Source organism: Flavobacterium nackdongense (assembly GCF_004355225.1).
Taxonomy (GTDB): domain Bacteria; phylum Bacteroidota; class Bacteroidia; order Flavobacteriales; family Flavobacteriaceae; genus Flavobacterium; species Flavobacterium nackdongense.
In genome coordinates this window covers 1,003,375-1,024,461 of sequence record NZ_CP037933.1, presented here as the reverse complement: position 1 = coordinate 1,024,461, position 21,087 = coordinate 1,003,375, and the positions used below count along the sequence as shown (strand labels likewise).

The 21,087-nt window shown below is 36.7% G+C and carries 15 protein-coding genes and 1 other RNA gene; 9 read left to right on the top strand and 7 right to left on the bottom strand.

Translation table 11 applies throughout. From position 1 onward, the window contains the following. The first annotated feature begins 154 nt into the window (after nucleotides 1–154). Complete coding sequence (gene ccsA / locus E1750_RS03995) at nucleotides 155–3,298, top strand: cytochrome c biogenesis protein (protein ID WP_133275529.1); 3,144 nt, start codon at nucleotides 155–157, stop codon at nucleotides 3,296–3,298. Nucleotides 3,299–3,397: 99 nt separating this feature from the next. Here ccsA and E1750_RS03990 read toward each other — a convergent pair whose 3' ends face one another. Both E1750_RS03990 and E1750_RS03985 read right to left on the bottom strand, forming a co-directional pair. Next, on the bottom strand, nucleotides 3,398–4,186 hold the full coding sequence (locus E1750_RS03990; protein ID WP_133275528.1) for an anti-sigma factor: 789 nt from the start codon (nucleotides 4,184–4,186) through the stop codon (nucleotides 3,398–3,400). Then, complete coding sequence (locus E1750_RS03985) at nucleotides 4,186–4,716, bottom strand: RNA polymerase sigma factor (protein WP_133275527.1); 531 nt, start codon at nucleotides 4,714–4,716, stop codon at nucleotides 4,186–4,188. The genes E1750_RS03990 and E1750_RS03985 overlap by 1 nt, the downstream gene beginning before the upstream one ends. 240 nt (nucleotides 4,717–4,956) lie before the next feature. Here E1750_RS03985 and E1750_RS18000 point away from each other — a divergent pair, with 240 nt between their 5' ends. The 4 genes from E1750_RS18000 (at nucleotide 4,957) to E1750_RS03960 (ending at nucleotide 8,547) form a co-directional block, all read left to right on the top strand. After that, nucleotides 4,957–5,604, top strand: coding sequence for a DUF4331 family protein (locus E1750_RS18000; RefSeq protein ID WP_133275526.1), 648 nt, complete (start codon nucleotides 4,957–4,959; stop codon nucleotides 5,602–5,604). Between the two features lie 27 nt (nucleotides 5,605–5,631). Next, nucleotides 5,632–6,180, top strand: coding sequence for a DUF4331 family protein (locus E1750_RS17995; RefSeq protein WP_133275525.1), 549 nt, complete (start codon nucleotides 5,632–5,634; stop codon nucleotides 6,178–6,180). Between the two features lie 70 nt (nucleotides 6,181–6,250). Then, nucleotides 6,251–7,546, top strand: a complete 1,296-nt coding sequence (locus E1750_RS03970) for a tetratricopeptide repeat protein (protein ID WP_133275524.1) — start codon at nucleotides 6,251–6,253, stop codon at nucleotides 7,544–7,546. Nucleotides 7,547–7,965: 419 nt separating this feature from the next. Further along, nucleotides 7,966–8,547: a glutathione peroxidase gene (locus tag E1750_RS03960; RefSeq protein ID WP_133275522.1), complete on the top strand. Its 582-nt coding sequence runs from the start codon at nucleotides 7,966–7,968 to the stop codon at nucleotides 8,545–8,547. 50 nt (nucleotides 8,548–8,597) lie between these two features. Here the strand turns inward: E1750_RS03960 and E1750_RS03955 are convergent, their stop codons facing one another. Further along, nucleotides 8,598–9,092: a GNAT family N-acetyltransferase gene (locus E1750_RS03955; protein ID WP_133275521.1), complete on the bottom strand. Its 495-nt coding sequence runs from the start codon at nucleotides 9,090–9,092 to the stop codon at nucleotides 8,598–8,600. 173 nt (nucleotides 9,093–9,265) lie between these two features. Between E1750_RS03955 and menD the strand changes: the two genes are divergently transcribed. Beyond that, on the top strand, nucleotides 9,266–10,927 hold the full coding sequence (menD, locus tag E1750_RS03950) for a 2-succinyl-5-enolpyruvyl-6-hydroxy-3-cyclohexene-1-carboxylic-acid synthase (RefSeq protein ID WP_133275520.1): 1,662 nt from the start codon (nucleotides 9,266–9,268) through the stop codon (nucleotides 10,925–10,927). 79 nt (nucleotides 10,928–11,006) lie between these two features. On the opposite strand, the gene ssrA is transcribed toward menD, so the two are convergent. Both ssrA and E1750_RS03940 read right to left on the bottom strand, forming a co-directional pair. Continuing rightward, nucleotides 11,007–11,403, bottom strand: a transfer-messenger RNA (tmRNA) gene (ssrA, locus tag E1750_RS03945). A 187-nt stretch (nucleotides 11,404–11,590) separates the two neighbouring features. Next, nucleotides 11,591–12,796: a serine hydrolase domain-containing protein gene (locus E1750_RS03940; RefSeq protein WP_133275519.1), complete on the bottom strand. Its 1,206-nt coding sequence runs from the start codon at nucleotides 12,794–12,796 to the stop codon at nucleotides 11,591–11,593. Nucleotides 12,797–13,030: 234 nt separating this feature from the next. Here E1750_RS03940 and E1750_RS03935 point away from each other — a divergent pair, with 234 nt between their 5' ends. The 3 genes from E1750_RS03935 (at nucleotide 13,031) to E1750_RS03925 (ending at nucleotide 17,991) form a co-directional block, all read left to right on the top strand. After that, complete coding sequence (locus E1750_RS03935) at nucleotides 13,031–14,233, top strand: NAD(P)-dependent oxidoreductase (protein WP_133275518.1); 1,203 nt, start codon at nucleotides 13,031–13,033, stop codon at nucleotides 14,231–14,233. Between the two features lie 132 nt (nucleotides 14,234–14,365). Then, nucleotides 14,366–16,465 carry a glycoside hydrolase family 97 protein gene (locus tag E1750_RS03930; RefSeq protein ID WP_133275517.1) on the top strand — a complete coding sequence of 700 codons (2,100 nt, stop codon included), beginning with the start codon at nucleotides 14,366–14,368 and terminating at the stop codon, nucleotides 16,463–16,465. Between the two features lie 140 nt (nucleotides 16,466–16,605). Beyond that, on the top strand, nucleotides 16,606–17,991 hold the full coding sequence (locus tag E1750_RS03925; RefSeq protein ID WP_133275516.1) for a M28 family peptidase: 1,386 nt from the start codon (nucleotides 16,606–16,608) through the stop codon (nucleotides 17,989–17,991). 157 nt (nucleotides 17,992–18,148) lie between these two features. Here E1750_RS03925 and E1750_RS03920 read toward each other — a convergent pair whose 3' ends face one another. Both E1750_RS03920 and E1750_RS03915 read right to left on the bottom strand, forming a co-directional pair. Then, nucleotides 18,149–19,471, bottom strand: a complete 1,323-nt coding sequence (locus E1750_RS03920; RefSeq protein WP_133275515.1) for an amidohydrolase — start codon at nucleotides 19,469–19,471, stop codon at nucleotides 18,149–18,151. A 53-nt stretch (nucleotides 19,472–19,524) separates the two neighbouring features. Next, on the bottom strand, nucleotides 19,525–20,988 hold the full coding sequence (locus tag E1750_RS03915; RefSeq protein ID WP_133275514.1) for an amidohydrolase: 1,464 nt from the start codon (nucleotides 20,986–20,988) through the stop codon (nucleotides 19,525–19,527). Between the last annotated feature and the right edge of the window lie 99 nt (nucleotides 20,989–21,087).

Sequence of the window (21,087 nt, the reverse complement as noted above, 5' to 3'; positions counted from 1 at the left end):
TCTCAATTGATTTTTTAATAAAAGCTGTTAAATATCATATTTAGTAAAGGAACTATAGCGTAAATTTGGATTAAATTAACAAATGCTCAACGGGATAAGTTCAACTATTATTACTACTTTTGACACGGTTTTATAATAACATAATTTCTTACAGATGGATAAAAAAATAATTTCATTTTTGTTTTCAACTCGATTAATGGCGGTCCTTTTTTTAGGTTTTGCTATTGCGATGGGAGTAGGAACTTTTATCGAAAGCAAATACAATACCGACACCGCTAGAATTTGGGTTTATAACGCTTGGTGGTTCGAAGGAATTATGTTGGTTTTTATGATTAATTTCATCGGAAATATCAAAAGATATAATTTGTTGCGAAAGGAAAAATGGGCCACTTTGATGCTCCATTTGGCTTTTATTTTTATCATAGCAGGCGCATTTATCACGCGCTACATAAGTTACGAAGGGATGATGCCGATTCGTGAAGGGGCCACCGAAAATATTTTTTATTCGGATAAAATGTACCTCACGCTTTTCGTTGATGGCGAGTACCAAGGCGGAATGAAACGCAGAGTATTCGAAAAACCATTGTTGCTTTCGCCCGTTACCAATAATAATTTTTCGATTTCGGACCAATTTGCAGAAACTGAATTTGAGGTTCAATACGAAAACTTTTTGCTTGGAGCCAAAGAAGTAATTAAACCCGATCCGAAAGGCAATTTGTATTTCAAACTTGTTGAAGCGGGCGAAGGCGGTCGTGAAGAACATTTCTTGAAAGAAGGCGAAGTTCAAAACATTCACAATACACTATTTTCGTTAAATAAACCTACCAAAGGCGCTATTAATATTGTTGTCAATGACAGTATTTCTACGATTCAAACTCCATTTGAAGGACAGTTTATGCGAATGGCCGACAAACTGCAAGGGAATGTGGCCAAGGATATCGTGCAACCGCTTATGATGCGTTCGCTATATTCTATAGGAGATATGAGAATTGTTTTCCCAGAACCTGCAACCAAAGGCAGCATTGGTTACGAAGCAGATAATGATTATAAGGCCAAACAACACAACGATGCGTTGATGGTAAAACTTAAAGCTGAGGGTCAGGAAAAAGTTATTACATTGATTGGTACCAAAGGGCTTGTAGGCCAACCACAAACGGTAAAAATTGGCAAATTAGATTATACTTTTACCTACGGAAACAAAGTCAATCATTTGCCTTTTAGTATTAAATTGAATGATTTTATAGCTCAAAAATATCCCGGAACGGAAAAGAGTTTTTCCTCTTTCGAAAGTCAGGTTACTGTTCGCAATAAAGCGGAAGTTTTTGATGCAAGAATATTTATGAATAATATCCTGGATTATGAAGGCTATCGCTTCTTTCAATCCTCATTCGATCCTGATGAAATGGGAACAGTATTGTCTGTAAGCCACGATTATTGGGGATCGATGATTACGTACTTCGGTTATTTTATGCTCTATTTTGCTCTGATGGCGATTATGTTTACCAAACATTCCCGTTTTGCCGATTTAAAAAGAAAACTAGAAGTAGTGAAAACTAAAAAAGCCAAAATTTTAACTTTTATTGTGCTTCTTTTTAGTTTTGGAGCTTTTGCCCAAGATCATAATAATGCTCGATTTTTATCCGAAAAACAATTGGACTCCATTATCCAAAAGCGAAAAGTGACTGAGGACCATGCTGCTAAATTCGGCCGACTGATTATTCAAGATGCTGGTGGTAGAATGAAACCAATCAATACTTTTTCTTCGGAATTACTGCGAAAAGTAAGTCATAGCGATACCTACAACGGAATGAATTCTGACCAAGTATTTTTGTCGATGACACAAGGAGGAAACATTTGGATTCAAGTGCCACTGATTTATATGAAGGCGGGCAATGATAGTATTCGTAAGATTATTGGCATTGATGCTGACAAGAAATATGCTTCTTTTATTGACTTTTTTGACAATAAAGGGAATTATAAACTGATGCCTTATTTGGAAGAGGCATACAAAACTGCAAATCCAAATCAGTTTGAAAAAGATTTTATCGAAACCGATAAGAAAGTAAATCTGATGGAATCGGCATTAAGCGGCAGTATTCTCAAAATTTTCCCAATTCCGAATGATCCGAATAACAAATGGGTTTCTTTTCCTGAATTGGCTAATTCGGGTATCAAAGGTATGGCTGCCACCTATACTCAAAACATACTTCAAATGTATTTTAATGAATTGGAAACAGCGGCCGTTTCTACTGACTACAGTAAAGCAAATGGATTATTAGAAAGTATCAATGGATTTCAGCACAAATACGGTGGTAAAGTATTGCCAACCGATCAAAAAGTTACATCTGAAATCCTGTATAATAAATACGACATATTCCAGAAATTGCCTTATTGGTATTTGTATGCTTCTATTTTGATGCTTTTATTTACCATTTTAAAAATATTTAAAGAACGAAAATTTCTCAATTATGCAGTCAATACAATGCATGTTGTGATTGGTTTACTTTTTGGTTTGCATACTGTGGCTTTGATTGCGCGTTGGTATATTTCGGGGCACGCACCTTGGAGTAATGCCTATGAATCTATTATTTATGTAGCTTGGGCGACAATGTTTTTTGGATTGGCTTTCGATCGAAAATCGAAACTTACAGTAGCATCCTCTGCCTTTGTGGCAGCAATGATTTTGACCGCTGCTTATATGAACTGGATTGATCCAGAAATTGGCAATTTACAACCCGTACTGAATTCGTATTGGTTGATGATTCACGTAGCTATCATCGTGGCAAGTTACGGACCATTTGCCTTGGGAATGATTTTAGGAGTAGTTTCTTTGATTCTGATTTTGTTTACCACTGAAAAAAATAAGGAAAAAATGAAACTCAATATCAAAGAAATCACCTATATCAACGAAATGGCTTTGACTATTGGCTTGATAATGCTTACTATTGGAAACTTCCTAGGTGGACAATGGGCCAACGAAAGTTGGGGACGTTATTGGGGATGGGACCCCAAAGAAACCTGGGCATTGATTAGTATTATGGTATATGCTTTTGTGATTCACGCGCGATTTGTTCCTGCATTACGAGGAAAATGGATATTCAACTTGATGAGTGTATTCGCTTTCTTGTCTATTTTATTTACGTATTTCGGAGTCAATTTCCATCTAGTAGGATTGCATTCCTACGCCAGTGGTGAAGCGAAATCTTTAAGTTGGATTTGGCAATCTTTGACGGCTATTGCGATTTTAGGCGCAATTACCTATCCAAAAGCTAGAAAGTATTATAGGACTGGTAAATAGAATTTAAATTAATAAAAAAAGCTTCCAGCCTTCAACAAGCTGGAAGCTTTACTTTTATATAATACCGTTTTAATGCTAGAAGCTTCTATTAAATACTATTTACACTTTCCCTAAAGTATACAATTGCTCCATTGTAGGCGATTTGCTGCCGCCAGCCGGTTCGAGTGTGATTCCAAAAGCTTCGGCATCGCCTGTTTTTTCTACAGCAAATATTTTTTCTTCGTTTCCAGAAAAATCAGATAATAATCCAATGCTTGTTGGGGTCAATTGCGGTGCTAATTTTAAAGACCAAATTTGATACACCATTCCCTTTGGCGGTTCTGGTAATCCTGAAGCATCTACATAAACCACTTCCGTTTCTTTGTTCCAATAAATTTTGGCATACGATTTAGGAGAAACCGCTTGACCGCCGAGATTAATAACGGTGTTTTTAGTGTCACGAATGACTGCCAAAGCCGTCAGTGTTTGTTGGTTTTTTAGTTTTAAATTTACTAAGGTGTCTTGCAAATTCGTTTTTTCTTTTTCGATAGTTGCCACTTGATTTTGCGTTTCATTCCATTGTGTGTATTGGTATCCAACACCAAGAAAAAGCACAACAGCCGCTGCCCAACCTACATATTGCGACCAATTATTCCGCGGTTTGATTTCAATCACTTTTGAATATTTCAAATCCAATTTGGCTTTGATTTTCTCAAAATTATCGGCAGATAAAAACGGAGAAAAACTTGTAGATAAATTCACAATTGCTTTTTCAATTGAAATGATTTCGGCCTCGATTTCCTGATGTTCTTTCGCCATTTGGGCCACTTCCATATTTTCGGATTCAGAGAGCAAACCATAAACATAGAGTTCTAAAATTCCGCTTTCGATATATTCTTTTGTATCCATTATACTTTTAAATAAGTTCTTAAATCATTGATGCAATTTCTATTTTGTGTTTTGACAGTTCCAAGCGGTATCGCCAGTTCGTCCGAAGCTTCTTGTTGGGTGTAACCTTGAAAGAACAGCAATTCGATAATTTGAATACACTTGGGTTTTAACTTCTTTACAAATTCTTGAATCCCAATGGTATCGATTCTACTGGTCAGTTTATTGCTGTCGTCTAATAGATGTACGAAATTATCGGCTGATAGGTTTTTTTGACTGTTGTTAAATCCTTTCGATCGCAATTTGTCTATTGCTGTGTTTCTAGCAATGTTTAACATCCAAGTGTACAATCGCCCCTTACTATCGGAATAGCTATCGATGCTTTTCCAGATTTTTACAAATACTTCCTGTAAAGTGTCTTCTGCATCTTCCGTTTCTTTCAAAAGATTTGAAATAACCGAAAATAAACTTTTCGAATACATATCATACATAATCGTAAACGCTCGCTCATCCTTCTTAAGGATTAACGGAATTAATTCTTCTTGTGTCATTGTTTTTTTGTTTTTGTTATGAACATATACGATAGAATTCAATGTTTGGTTTTATAAAAGTAATTTATTTTTCAAACGGTTTTATCTACTCTTTTCAAATTAAAAAAAAGAAAAATAATTATTTTTTAAATTATTACTAATCAATGTTTTAAAAATTATTTTCATTTTTTTTAACCTTTTTTAAATCCAAAACAAATCCATTCTCGTAAATCTATTTTTAACCAATTAAAATTAATAACAATGAAAAAAACAAAAATTGTATTAGGTCTGTCGCTGGTAGCGATTGCAGGTCTAGTTTTTATGGCAGCGGATCACGCAGATGCTCCAGCTGTAACAGGTAATGCTAATGACATTACAGATGTGTATGCTTTTCAAGGGCAAGATACAAACAATATGGTATTTGTAGTAAATACGCAAGGTTTGTTATCGCCAACTGCAACGGCAGCGGCGACGTTCAATGAAAATGTAATGGTAGAAATCAATATCGACAACACTGGCGACAATGTCGAAGATTTGGTAATCCAAGCCATTAAAAGAGGCAACAAAATGTATTTCTTTGGCCCAGTTGCTCCAGGAAATACAGGAGCTAGCAGTATGGTAAAAACAGCTGCAATGGCTGGAAGTGTCAACATTACACCTTATGGAAGTGCCCCTATAATGGCAACGGCAAACGGAATGAAATTTTTTGCTGGTCCAAGAGACGACCCATTTTTCTTTGATTTAGGACAATTCAAAGCGATTTTAGGAGGTACTGCAACAGGTTTTAATAATCCAGGAACAGACACTTTTGCTGGTACAAACGTACTTGCTACTATAATTGAAGTTCCAAAATCTTTGTTAGGTTCTTCTTCTACAATAAATGTTTGGGCAGAAACCAAGAAAAAATAATAATTTAATTTTTAAAATAAAAATAATATGAAAACAACTAAATATAAAATAGTAACAATGTCACTAATTTTTGCAGCGACATTTTTGGTAAGCTGTGATAATGATGGAGATTCTCCAGCAGCAAGCCTTGACTTTTCTGGGACTTATGTAATGCAAGACCAAATGGCAAGACCAGCAATAAATACCGTTTTTATTGCAGCTGGCGCACCAAAAGATGCATTCAACACTACAATTCCATCCGCAATGGGAGCTGCGTATCAATCGGTTTTTCAATCTAGATTATTGGCTTTAAACGCAGGATATACAACAAATGCTTTAGGTCAAACGGCGTCTCAATTAACAGGATTGTTGGCAACCGATGTTTTGGGAGTAGATAAAACAAAGAAAACTACTTTTTTTGACGGAACTAATGTTTTGACAGGTCGTGCACTTGCCGATGATGTTATTGATGTAGAATTGTTGCTCATTTTCGGCGGGCCAACAGGCGCTTCAAACCCTGGTTTGACAAAAGATAATGTGGGTGCCAATGACAAAGCGTTCGGGACTTCATTCCCGTACTTGGCTGCAGCTTGGTAGTATAAATGTAGAATTCAGGGTGCGTTATTTTATGCGCCCTGATTTTTAACCAACAAAAAAAAACAAAAAAATGAGAACTATACAAAAACTATCAATTTTACTACTGAGCGCTTTGGTGTTGCTGAGTTGTAATCAAAAATCAAATACAATTACTTCGCAAAAGGAGTACAATAAATATTTGGAGATTAAAGACAATAAGTCGAAAGCATTTGTGGAAGACGAAATTGTATTTTGGCAAAAAAAATTTGATGCTGCGCCCAATCAAATCAGCTATTTAAGTATTCTCGCATCTAATTATTCTAAACTATTTGAAAATACTGGAAACGTAAAATACTTATATAAAGCCGAGGATTTACTATTGCAATCTAATGAAGCATACAATTATAGTGCAGTAGGAACGATTCGTTCGTTGGCGCGAAATTATATTTCCCAACATCGTTTTAAGGAAGCTTTAGTATTGGCAAATAAAGCAGCTGTCATTGGCGAAGGAGGAAAAGAAACTCAAAAATTGCTTTTTGATGTGAACATGGAATTAGGGAATTACACTCAAGCGGAGCAAAATTTAAAAGCGATAAATAACAGCTCTGATTTTGATTATCTCGTTCGTATTTCGAAATGGAATGACCATCTGGGAGATTTGAAAACAGCAATTTCTTTAATGGAAAAGGCCAAGAATATTGCGATTTTAAACGAAAATAAATACTTACAAGTTTGGACTTATTCTAATCTGGGCGACTTGAATGGTCACGCTGGAGATATTCAAAAATCGTATGATTATTATTTAAAAGCTTTAGAACTAGAACCTAATCATTCTTACTCGTTGAAAGGAATTGCTTGGATTGCATTTTCGCACGAGAGAAACACTGTTGAGGCAAAAAGAATTATTGATGCTATTTCGAAAAAGCATAATACACCTGATTTTTATTTGCTTAAAGCGCAAATTGCAGAATTTGAAAATAATACGATGGCTAAAAATGAAAATCTAAACGCTTATTTTCAAATGCTGAACACGATTAATTATGGTGAGATGTACAACAAATACAATGCTTTAATTTATGCTGACGATAAAAATACGGCTGTAAAAGCATTAGAAATTGCCAAAATTGAAGTTCAACATCGTCCAACTCCAGATTCTTATGATTTGTTGGCATGGTCGTACTATAATTTGGGCGATGCTGAAAAAGCATTAGAAATCGCAGAAAAATATGTGGTTGGAAAATCATTTGAACCTAAGTTGAATTATCACCTAGCAACAATTTACAAAGCCAACAAAGAAACAGTAAAAATAGCCCCAATCAAAGCTGAATTGTTAAATAGTATTTATGAATTAGGTCCAAATTTGGAACAGAAAATTAGCAATTTGTAATGAAAAATACCCACATTATTTGCATTTAATGGATTGCGTTTTATGGATAATTTATGACTATGAAAACAAATGGTATAGCACCCGAAAATATTTTAATTTAGAATGCAACAAAACCCGATTTGCCACCGAATCGAGATTGCAAAACTTAACAAATAGCGTCAAAGAAATTCATTTCACATCCGGAACTTCTATCTTTTTAATGGAAAGTCGAGTTATAAGTATTGATTTATTTAGTTGGTTTTTTGTTTGATAGTAGCCAGACTTTTTGATAGTTGAGCTAGCTATTGTTTTTGTTGGAAAGCCCGATATAGTATTGTCGGGCTTCTTTTTTGGTGACTGCTTAATATTAATAAAACTTTAGGAATTGTATTAGCCGAGTAAAAATCATTTTTACTAATTTTAACAAAAATTAATTTATTATGAAAAATTTATTTATTGTTGCCTTAGGCCTTTTCTTTTTTACGAGTTGTCAGGGACAAAACAAACCAATCACACCCAACAAACCCGAAGTTGCTATGGAAAAACAAACAATTTATCAATTCAAGGTAAAAGATTTATCTGGAAAACCATTTGATTTTGCTTCTTTGAAAGGAAAAAAAATAATGATTGTCAACACGGCATCCAAATGTGGATTAACGCCGCAATACAAAGAATTAGAAGCGTTGTATAAAGAATATTCCGCAAAGGGTTTTGTGATTGTGGGCTTTCCAGCCAATAATTTTGCAGGTCAAGAACCGGGAACCAATGAAGAAATTGCGACTTTCTGTCAACTGAATTATGGTGTTACGTTCCCGATGATGGACAAAGTTTCAGTAAAAGGAAGTGATATGTGTGCGGTGTATCAGTTTCTAACTCAAAAATCAAAAAATGGATTAGAGGATTCTGAAGTGGGCTGGAATTTCCAAAAATACCTTTTGAATGAAAAAGGAGAATTGGTTAAAGTAATTTCTCCAAGAACCGTTCCGACCGATCCTGAAATTGTAAATTGGGTGAAGGGGTAGTTTTAATGAAGCCCACGGTTTCAACCGTGGGATTTTTGTATAAAACCTATTTAAAGAATAAGCTGCATAAAGACGGAATCCAACCAGCGGTCAAATTTGTAACCGGATTCTTTGATGATTCCTACGGTTTTGAAACCAAAGTTTTCGTGAAATTCCACACTAGCTTGATTTTCGGAATCGATGACCGCAATCATAGTGTGGAGTTTTTGGTTTTTTGCCAATGAAATCAATTCTTGCAGAAGTAGTTTGCCAATGCCTTGACCGTGAAAATCTTCGTTGACATAAACCGAATGTTCCACTGTAAATTTGTACGCTTCTCTGAAACGAAATTCGCTGTACATACCGAAACCCGTTACTAGGCCATTGTATTCGGCAACAATAACTGGGAAGTTTTTGTTTATTTTTTCTTCTAAAATGGTTTTTTGCTGTTCGTAATTTCGAATTTTGTAATCGTATAATGCAGTCGAATGTAAAATATTATGGTTGATAATATCCAAAATTGCTTGAGTATCATCTGTTTTATAAGGTCTAATCTGAATTTTCATTGCAATAACTATTTCTCATCAAAAGTATGAAAAACTTATTCCAATTGAAGGAATTCGGTTGTCAAGTTTGTAACTTTGCTTTTTATGTTACGGTTTTAAAACCTGAACTTTCAAATTTATAACAACTAACTGTCACCCTGAGCCTGCCGAAGGGTAACTTCTAACTTTCAACAATGGTTTATCCAAAAATACCTTTAGCACAGAGCATCATTCAGATTTGTCTTGCCAAAGGAATTAAAAACATAATTATTTCACCAGGTTCAAGAAATGCACCTTTGACGATAGGTTTTGTCAACAATCCTGCCTTCAATTGTTATAGTGTTGTCGATGAGCGCTGCGCAGCATTTTTTGCATTGGGAATTGCACAACAAACCAAATTGCCCACTGTTGTAGTGTGCACTTCGGGTTCAGCCTTACTCAATTATTATCCCGCTGTGGCCGAGGCTTTTTACAGCCAAATACCATTGATTGTAATTTCGGCGGATAGACCGCAATCCAAGATCGATATTGGTGACGGACAAACCATTCGACAAGAAAAAGTTTTTAAAAACCATTCCTTGTACAATGCCAATTTATCCGAGGAGACTTCCGTTGAAAATGATGTAAAAATCAATCACGCCATCAATAAGGCCTTTGCCAAAAAAGGACCAGTGCACATCAATGCGCCGTTTGAAGAGCCTTTATACCAGACGGTTAGCAAGCAGTTAGTCGATTCTACTATTTTAGCTTTGGCCAGGAAACATAAAAAGTTATCGATAGGTGAAATTATCGAATTTACCAATATTTGGAATAAATCTAAAAAGAAATTAATCCTCATTGGTGAGCTGAAGCCTAACGAAATCGAGACTGAATTTATTGATTTTTTTGCCAAAGATGCATCGGTTGTAGTGATGACAGAAACCACTTCCAATGTGCATCACCCCAATTTTTTGAACACGATTGACACCATCATTACGCCTTTTTCTAAAAGGGAATTCAATCAACTGCAACCTGATATCTTAATCACATTTGGTGGTATGGTGGTGTCAAAAAGAGTTAAAACTTTTTTGCGGAATTACAAGCCCAAGCACCATTGGCATATCGATCATTTGAGAGCTTACGATACCTACGGCGGTTTGACTCAACATTTCAAGGTGAGTCCAAACCAGTTTTTCAAACAGTTTTTGCCTTTCACCATTCCGCTTAAAAGCACGTATTTTTCGACTTTTGATAGGATCGCAAAATTAAGGGCACAAAAACATCAAGACTATTTATCCAAAATTCCTTTTTCTGATTTCAAAGCTTTCGAAAAAATAATTCCTTCTTTGCCTTTGAATTCTATGTTGCAAATCAGTAATAGTTCTGCCATTCGATACGCACAGTTATTTCAGTTAGATGCCTCAATTCAGGTGTTTTGCAATCGAGGCACTAGTGGTATCGACGGTAGCACATCGACGGCAATAGGAGCGGCTGTTGCCAATGAAAAACAAACGGTTTTGATAGCTGGCGATATAGGTTTTTTCTATGATAGCAACGCTTTGTGGAATAATTACGTACCGAAAAACTTCAAGATTATTCTAATCAACAATGGAGGAGGAGGGATTTTTAGGATTTTACCAGGACACGAAGAAACGGCTGTTTTTAATCAATTTTTTGAAACATTTCATTGTTTGACAGCTGAACAATTGGCAAAAATGTACGGTTTTCAGTACTCTATTGCCAGTGATGAAGAAAGTTTGGAACGAAGTTTGTCGCAATTATTTGCACAAAACGACCAACCTAGTATTTTGGAAGTTTTCACCCCCACATTGCAAAATGATAAAATTTTACTCCAATATTTTCGGGAGTTGAAGTAAATTTATAAAAAACTATCGTACATAAAAACGCCCATAAATCCTAAGATTTACGGGCGTTTACTTCTATTTGATAATAGATTTGTGGAGTCGGGGAGAGTCGAACTCCCGTCCAAACAAGCAACTAAAAAACTTTCTACACGCTTATTTCCTGATTGAATTTTCGACTTTGTGCTAGGCCAGAAACAGCCACACATCGCTTAGCTTCTTTAGTTTCGAAATCCACCCGAAGCTTATGGAAATCTAGGTTTAAATTTACGATTCATCTTTATCGACCGCTATAAACCAGAGCTTTCGAGATGAATCCTGCTTTCCCACCTTGTGGGACGAGGCTAATCTTACTATGATTCAGATTATGCAGCAAGAGCGTAGTTTCCTTCGCCGTGTAAAGTGTTTGAGACCTTTTATTTACGAGAATTATCCCAGTTCTCGACGTGCTTACTTTTCAATTCGACTTGCTGTCAAAACCAGTCGACCCCTTTTTTATTTCAGATTTCAGATTTCAGATTTCAGATTTCAGATTGCAAAGATACAATAATACAGAATCATTTGCAATGAAAATGGCAATATCAATTTTTATGCCAAGACCATTAACTATTACTGAAGTGAATAATCTATAGAATAAAAACTTCCCACTTCGTACTTCCCACTTCGTATATCGTTCTTTTACTCGTCTTCTACCTTGAAAGGATAATCTCCGAATAGTGGGGCTATTTTTCGGACTGCGTAGGTACTTTTAGTGAATTTGTTAGAGAGTGCGATTATGGTTGTATTTTCATCTTTTAAGGGAATATAAGACGAGGTGAACCCGTGCCACCAACCATTGTGAAAGTAAAAATTCTTGCCATTTGGCCAATTCACCATTCGAATGCCCAAGCCATAATTTTTAGTGCCGGGATGCTCGTTACTGTAGCCAACATAAACTTGTTTTAGCAGCTCTGGCTCTAAAAAATTTGGAGAATTTCGAGCACGATCAAATTTCAATAAATCTCGGGGTGTAGAATAAATGTTTTTATCTCCATAGATTTTGTCTAGATAATCAATGCCAATTTCCACACGATTACCTTTATAAGACGGAGCCACCTTCTTTTTGTCTTTGTCAAAATCTAAAACAAAAGTGTTCGTCATTGCCAATGGTTTGAAAATCATTTCGCTCATCGCTTTGCCAAACGACATTTTGGTTACTTTCTCAACAATCAAAGCCAACATAGCATAATTGGTATTGCAGTAAGCAAATCGAGTCCCCGTTCTTTGCTCTAGCCCTATGTTTTTAGTTGCCATGATGGTTAAGATATCCTGATTGGTGAGCGTATTGTGTCGGTCCCAAACGCTTTTGTCTCGGTCCGTAAAATAGGCGTAACTGCGCATTCCGCTGCGGTGACTCAATAGCATTCGAACGGTAACTTTCGGATATGGAAACTCTTTTAAATAAACCGTTACGAGATCGTCTAAACCTATTCTTTTAGCATTAACTAGTTTTAAAACTGCCGTGGCGGTCAGAACTTTACTCACCGAGGCAATGTGGATGGGCGTGTTGCTGGTAATATAGGTTTTATCTCTAAAATTGGCGTATCCTTCGTATTTTTCATAAATAATTTGACCATTTTTAGCCACCAAAAATCCCCCATTCATAGAGTTACTAGGCCAGTTTCTCCTATAAAAGACATCTATTTCTGCTTTTTTAGAATTGATATAATCTGCAGTAAGTTTTGGAGTCTCATTGGTAAGAGGTCGCATTTTTGGCAATGAGTCTTTTGGAAGTTCCGCATCTTTAATTGCTGTAATCGGTATGTTTTTCTCTTTAGTACAAGAGCTTAAAACGAAAAGTAAAAGGAGGAATTGTAGTATATTTGTGCGTTTGATGTACTTCATAAGGGATTTGCTAGAACCGCAAATATATAGAATCAATCTAATTAGGCACCTAGTGCACTTAAAAGTTAACACTTTTTTTATTAACATATTTTGAAATTTGTTAGTGTATTAAAAATCAGTGCTTACCATTTTTATTCAGAAAACAGTTTCCTTAAAATCTTGCGCATTCAATATTATTGTTATTTTTGTAACAATACTGCTCTATAAAGTTATATTAATTACAATCTAAAATATATGAAATTCGGAATTATCAGAGAAAGAAAAAATACACCCGACAGAAGAGTGGTTTTTACACCCGATGAATTGGCTAGATTGAAGCAACAGCATCAAGGGATTGTCGTAAAAGTAGAAAGTTCCGATATTAGAGCTTTTTCAGATGAAGAATATCGAAATATGAATATTCAGGTTACCGAGGATATCGGCGATTGCGATCTTTTTTTTGGTGTAAAAGAGGTACCTGTTGACTATTTAATTCCCAACAAATCATATTTCTTTTTTTCTCACACCATCAAAAAGCAACCCCATAACCGCAAATTACTTCAAGCGTTATTGGCAAAGAATATCGATTTTTATGACCACGAAACGATTGTCGATGCACATAATCATCGGCTTATTGGTTTCGGAAAATATGCCGGATTCGTAGGGGCGTACAATAGTTTTCGTGCTTTTGGCATCAAATTCGAATTGTTCAAACTGCCCAAAGCAGCCACACTTTCCGGAAAGCAAGATATGATTGCTCATTTGAAACGCTTGGTTTTGCCTCCGATTAAGATTGTAAATACTGGAACCGGAAAAGTAGGCACCGGCGTCAAAGAAATTTTGGATGCGATGAAAATCAAAGAAGTTTCGGTCGAAAATTATTTGACAAAAAACTATACTCAAGCGGTTTATGTGCAGATTGATGTTTTGGATTATAATGTTCGAAAGGATGGAAAAGTGATAGATTTTAACGATTTTTTTCAGCATCCGCAAGAATATGTTTCTAATTTTGAACGGTTTACCAAGGTTTCTGATATTTACATCACGGGACATTTTCATTCCAATGAAGCTCCCGATATTCTCACTGCTGAGATGTTGAAATCCAAAGATTGCAAAATAAAAGTGGTTGGAGATATTTCCTGCGATGTCAATAGTTCGATTGCTTGTACGCTCAGAGCCTCGACCATCGAAGAGCCTATTTACGGCTATCTTCCTATCGAAAATAAAGAAGTCGATGTTTTTCATCCAGCAGCAATTGTGGTGATGGCGGTCGATAATTTACCCTGCGAGATGCCAAGAGACGCTAGTGAAGGTTTTGGCGAAATGTTTATGGAACATGTGATTCCTGCGTTTTTCAACGGCGATAAAGACGGAGTTTTGCAGCGAGCCAAAGTCACGGAAAACGGAAAACTGACAGCACGATTTAGTTATTTGCAAGAGTATGTCGATGGAAAATAATGCAAACGTCCCTTTTTTGGGACGTTTTTTTTTGATGCAAATTCGAGGAGTAAGCCATCATAAATTTTTTGCCAATCTCCTTTAATTATAAGGCTACAGTTGCTATATTTGACGGTTCTAAAATGAACTAAAATGAAATATTTCTTATCAACTATTCTATTTCTCCTCTTGAATATGCTGTATGCTCAAAACACCAAATCGCCATCAGGTACAATCGCCCTAGATTTCAAACTGACTCCTTCTGGACAGCCTTCTTATGTCGTCAAGTACAAAAACAAAGTTATAATTTCCGAAAGTACTTTGGGCATTAAACTAAAGGACAAACCTGCCTTGAATGTTAACTTTGAAATAGATAACCTCAAAAATTCCAGTTTTAATGAGTCTTGGCAACCCGTTTTAGGCGAACAAGCAACTATTACAAATCATTACAATGAACTTGTTGTCGCGCTTTCGCAAAAGGATACTCATATAAAAATGAATATCATTTTCAGAGTTTTCGATGAGGGCGTTGCCTTTAGATATGATTTTCCAAAGCAAAAAGACTTGAATTATTTCATCATTTCGGATGAGGTTTCTCAGTTTAATTTGACTGAAGACCACAAGACTTTCTGGATTCCAGGCGATTTTGATAGTCAGGAATATGTGTACAACGAAACGCTGTTTTCAGCTATCGACACCCAAAAAATAGATTTAAATAATGGAATAGGAGTGAAGTCTATTTCCGGAAAAACCACGATTCAATCCCCATTGATGATGAAGTCGCCCTCGGGTTTGTACCTCAATATTTTTGAAGCTGCTGTGGTCAATTATCCGATCATGCACCTCGATGCCGATGTGAAAAATTATAAATTAACTTCACATTTAGTTCCCAATGCCATTGGCGACAAAGCTTATTTACAAGCGCCTTGTGTTTCCCCTTGGAGAACTGTTATGATGAGCGACGACGCCAGAGATATTGTGGGTTCTAAGATGATTTTGAATCTGAACGAACCTTGTAAAATTGATGATACCTCTTATATTAAACCAATGAAATACGTGGGAATTTGGTGGGAAATGCACGTCGGGAAATCGACTTGGGATTATGCCGGTTCGCAAAATGCACAAAATGCCGCCGATGGACAATTAAAACCCACTGGAAAGCACGGAGCAACGACCGAAAACACCAAAAGGTATATTGATTTTGCTGCTAAAAATGGTTTCGATGGCGTTCTAGTCGAAGGTTGGAATGTTGGTTGGGAAGATTGGTTTGGCAATTGGAAAGAAGATGTTTTCGACTTTGTAACTCCTTATCCGGACTTTAATCTTGATGAAGTTAGGGCTTACGCCAAAGCCAAAAATATCAAAATGATTATGCATCACGAAACTTCGGCTTCGGTTGCCAATTACGAAAGACATTTGGATCGTGCTTTCGATTTGATGAAAAAATACGATTATCCTGCTGTTAAATCAGGTTATGTGGGCAAAATTATTCCGCGTGGCGAATTTCACGACGGACAAACGATGGTCAACCATTTTAATTTTGTAGCCCGTCGCGCCGCCGATTATAAATTGATGTTGAATTCACACGAAAGTTCACGGCCCACAGGCTACAGCCGAACTTATCCCAATTATATCGCTGCCGAAGCGGCTCGTGGCAATGAATTCAATGCTTGGAGTAACGGAAATCCTCCGATGCACGAAACGATTTTGCCTTTTACAAGATTGCTTGGAGGCCCGATGGATTATACCCCGGGAATTTTCGAAATCAAAATGAGTTATTACGACAAATCGAAAACCGAACAGGTTCATACAACTTTGGTCAAACAATTAGCATTGTATGTAACCATGTATTCGCCTTTGCAAATGGCCGCTGATTTGCCAGAAAATTACGAAAAATATCCCGATGCTTTTCAGTTTATCAAAGATGTGGCGCTAGATTGGCAAGATTCTAAATATTTAGAAGCAGAACCCGGAGATTATTTGACCGTGGTTCGGAAAGCTAAAAATTCGGAGCAATGGTTTCTAGGCGCCATCACTGATGAAAATGCACGACAATCTGAAATTAAATTGGATTTCCTAACCAAAGGAAAAAAATACAAAGCCATTATTTATGAAGATGCCAAAGATGCCGATTGGAAAAAAAATCCAATTGCCTATAAAATAAGCACCGTCGAAGTTACTTCTAACTCAAAAATCAAATTGAATTTGGCTCCGGGTGGCGGAACAGCGATTAGTTTTGAACCAATTAAATAAAGACTTTTTAATTTAATCAAGACCTCAAAGGTTGTAAAAACCTTTGAGGTCTGTTCTATATAAATTAAATGTTGATAAAGTTCAACTTTAAATCCAAATCAAAGATTAAAAAAATCAAATTAATTACGAGTAACTTATACATGAAAAAATCAGCTTTATTAATTGTTCTATTTCTAAATGGAATTCTGTTATTTTCCCAAACTAAAGAAGAACAAACCATCAAAGAAATTTACAAATCATCCTTAACCAATTCTAAATGTTATTCTTGGTTGGACTATTTGTCTAATTCAATTGGTGCTCGCTTATCAGGTTCAGCCAATGCCGAAAAAGCCGTTCAATATACCAAATCGCAACTAGAAACTTTGGGTTTTGATCGTGTCTATCTTCAGGAGATGATGGTTCCCAAGTGGGTTCGAGGCGAAAAAGAATCGGCTTATATTTTAGACAATAAATCTAAAATTAATGTCCCAGTTTGTGCGCTTGGTGGTTCCATTGCTACTCCCAAAAATGGTCTTACTGCGGAAGTAATCGAGGTGAAAAGCATTAAAGAATTAGAAACTTTGGGCGGCAAATTAAAAGGGAAAATAGTTTTTTATAATCGGCCAATGGAACCCGAAAATATAGAAACATTTTTGTCCTACAGAGGTTGTGTTGATCAAAGATCTTCTGGTGCAAAAGAGGCCGCTAAATATGGAGCAGTGGCTACTATTGTACGCTCGATGAATTTGCGTTTAGACGATTTTCCGCATACAGGTAATCAAAATTACGGTGATCTTCCAAAGTCGCAATACATTCCTGCAGCGGCGATAAGCACAAATGCGGCTGAATTATTGAGTAAAACTTTAAAAAATAATCCAAAACTAAAATTCTACTTGAAGCAATCTTGCCAGCAAATGGATGATGTGGTGTCTTATAATGTTGTTGGGGAACTCAAAGGCAGCGAACATCCTGAAAATATAATGGTTGTGGGCGGGCATCTCGATTCTTGGGATCTTGCCGATGGCTCACACGATGATGGAGCAGGCGTAGTGCAAAGTATGGAAGTGATGAATATCTTCAAAAACATTGGCTATAAGCCAAAAAATACGCTTCGGGTGGTACTTTTTATGAATGAAGAAAATGGGGGAAGAGGCGGAAAAAAATACGAAGAATTGGCTCAAGCCAACAAGGAAAAGCACATTTTTGCCTTAGAAAGTGACTCGGGTGGTTTTTCGCCAAGAGGTTTTTCGATTGAAAGTAGCGATGCGGTTTTCGATAAAATACTGACTTGGAAACCTGTATTCGAACCGTATTTAATTCATAGTTTTGTAAAGGGACATGGTGGCTCAGATATTGAACCATTAACCTCGAAATCCATTATAAAAGCAGGATTGAAACCCGATTCACAGCGTTATTTCGATTATCATCACGCGGCAAACGACAAATTTGGTGCCATCAACAAAAGAGAACTGGAATTAGGCGCGGCAACTATGGCGGCGATGCTGTATTTGATGGATCAAAATTATTCTTTATTCGAACCAAAATGATTTTCCAATCGGTTCGAGTTTGATTTTTTTTTAGATTACCAGTATCAGACCTCAAAGGTTTTTAAAACCTTTGAGGTCTATTCGAAGTACCTTAGCGCCAGATTTCAATCCTGGATTCAGCTGATTTAAACTTTTTTGATTTAATGACTGAATTGTTTTATTTCTTAGTCATTGCTGCATAATCAAAAACCAAATTACTGAGCGCAATCACTCCTAATTTGAATGAATCATCCTCAATAATAAACTCAGGGGTATGATGTGGGCCAACGGTTTTAATGTCTTTCCCCTTTGCCGTTCCTCCCAAGCGAATGTACAATCCAGGTACTTTTTGAGCGAAAAACGAAAAATCTTCTGCACCAGTAGTCGCGGGAACCAGCAGCACGTTTTCAACTCCAGCCGATTTTTGTAAAGATGGTAACATCGCTTTAGTTAAATCAACATTATTAAAAGTAACGGGGTAATGCGTTTGATAAGGCATCTCTACAACTGCGGTTGCTCCTGCGGCTTCGGCAGTTTTTTCGGCTATTTGTTTGATGCGGTTCACTATTAGCGTTTCATCTTCATTTGTAAATGTTCTGATATCTCCAATCATTTCCACTTCTTTCGGAATAATATTAGAACGATTACCGCCTTGAATAGAACCTACTGTGACTACAGCGGCGTTATCGGTAAGTTTTATATTTCTACTTACGATAGTTTGAAGGCTAGTAATAATTTGAGCAGCAACTACTATAGGATCTACGGAATTCCAAGGTTGGGAACCGTGACTTGGTTTGCCTTTTACAGTAATTTTAAAATCTTCGATACCAGCAAATGTTCCAGCTGGGCGATACGAAAGTTTATTGACTTCGAGTTGTGAATTTAAGTGTAATCCGAAAATCACATCTACTTTTGGGTTTTCCATTACGCCTTCTTTTATCATTAATGCGGCTCCTCCTTCTTCGCCTTTTGGTGCCCCTTCTTCCGCTGGTTGAAAAATAAATTTTACGGTACCGCGCAATTCTTTTTTCATACTTGCCAAAACTTCGGCAACGCCCATCAAAATGGCGGTATGTCCGTCGTGTCCGCAAGCGTGCATGACACTAGTTTCTTTTCCGTTGTACATCGTTTTCACTTTGGAAGCATAAGGCAAATTATTTACTTCTTCGACTGGCAAAGCATCCATATCCGCTCGTAAAGCGATCACTGGTCCGGGTTTATCGCCTTTCAAAATGCCTACGACTCCCGTATGAGCTACATTCGTTTTTACATCAATACCAAGCGATTGCAAATGTTTAGCTACAACAGCTGCAGTGCGTGTTTCTCGGTTACCCAATTCCGGGTTTTGATGAAAATCGTGTCGCCAAGCAATCACTTTTTGGTCAATGGCATTGGCTTTTTTTACAATGGCTTCGCTGTAGGTACTTTTTTGAGCCATTAATGGAAAATATAGTATGTTTATCAATGCGAAAAATAGGAGAGAGGATTGCTTTAATTTCATTTTATTAAATTTGTTTTTGGTGTTTTTATAATTGATTGACAGTAATGTAAAACTTAATCCCTATAATTCAGTGCTGGTTTTATGTCTCCAAGAAGAGCCTTGTATTTGTAATCGCCTTTTGTTCGAATAAATTCTTCTTTTGCGGTTTTTATTAATTCTGGGTTTGTGAATAAATCGATTGCTGTAAAAGCCATTGTTTTTGCAGCGACCATCATTCCTTTTATTCCAATATCGGTGCCGCCACAAGCAACTGCCTGCCAGCTATGTGCACTCGTTCCGGATACCCAAGTTGCAGTTTCTACGCCCACTGTTGGGACTGTATAGCTTACATCACCAACATCGGTAGAGCCTAAATTTTTATCAATGTGCAATGGTTTTACTTTTGCTGCAAAATCTATTGACTCTGATTTACCTAAAAAACTCGCTTGAATTTTTTTAGCATAAATAGTTTCATCAGCTGTGTATTGCACACCACCTACTTTTTCTAGGTTAGTTTGCATATTTTGGGCAAGTGTTTTATTGATGAGTAAGTCGTGCGTGCCACCAATTATTTCGTAATCCATTTTAGTTTCTGTTCCTAGGGCAGCGCCTTCTGCTGCTTTTGCAATTCTATCAAAAATAGAAACGGCAGTTTCTTTATCGGGGTGTCGAACATAATAATACACTTCTGCAAATTCAGGAACCACATTAGGCGCTTTGCCGCCATTGGTAATTACATAATGAATTCGAGTTTCTTGTGGGATATGTTCTCGCATCATATTAACCATTGCATCCATAGCCTCTACACCATCCAATGCCGAACGACCTTTTTCTGGCGACCCAGCCGCGTGTGATGCAATACCATAAAATCTAAACTTCGCAGATTTATTTGCCAATGCGCCAGAATACGTTACTGAATTGTCATTGCTTGGATGCCAATGAATCGCAATATCGACAGTAGTAAACAATCCTTCTCTAACCATAAACACCTTTCCGCTTCCCCCTTCCTCTGCTGGGCAACCAAAAACCTTGATTGTGCCTTTTATTTTTCCTGTTTCTAATAATTTTTTGATGGCAATACCAGCAGCTACAGAGCCAGTACCAAATAAATGATGGCCACAAGCGTGTCCGCTAGTTTTATTTGCTATAGGTGTTTTTACAGAAGAATTGTCCTGTGAAATGCCGGGCAAAGCGTCAAATTCTGCCAATATTCCAATAACAGGTGAACCGCTACCATAAGTGGCTACAAAGGCGGTTGGCATTCCAGCAACACCAGATTGAACTGTAAAACCATTATCTTTTAATGTAGTCTGCAACAAGGCGGTACTTTTATTTTCTTTGTATCCCAATTCGGCAAAATCCCAAATATTTAATGCGATTTTTTTATAGGCATCATAACCGGATTGTATGCTTGCCGCTGCTTGATTTTTCAGAGCATCATTTGCTTTGGTGTTACTTTTATTTTGCGCTAGTAGCTGAAAAGAAAATATATTTATCAATGCGATAAATAGGAGGGTGGTTTGTTTTGTCTTACACATGACTTTTTTATTGTTTTAGGGATTGGTTACGCGCAAATAACAGGCGCATTGATGCAGTAATCTTTGATTTCCATTTTACAATATCCTTTAATTTTTAAA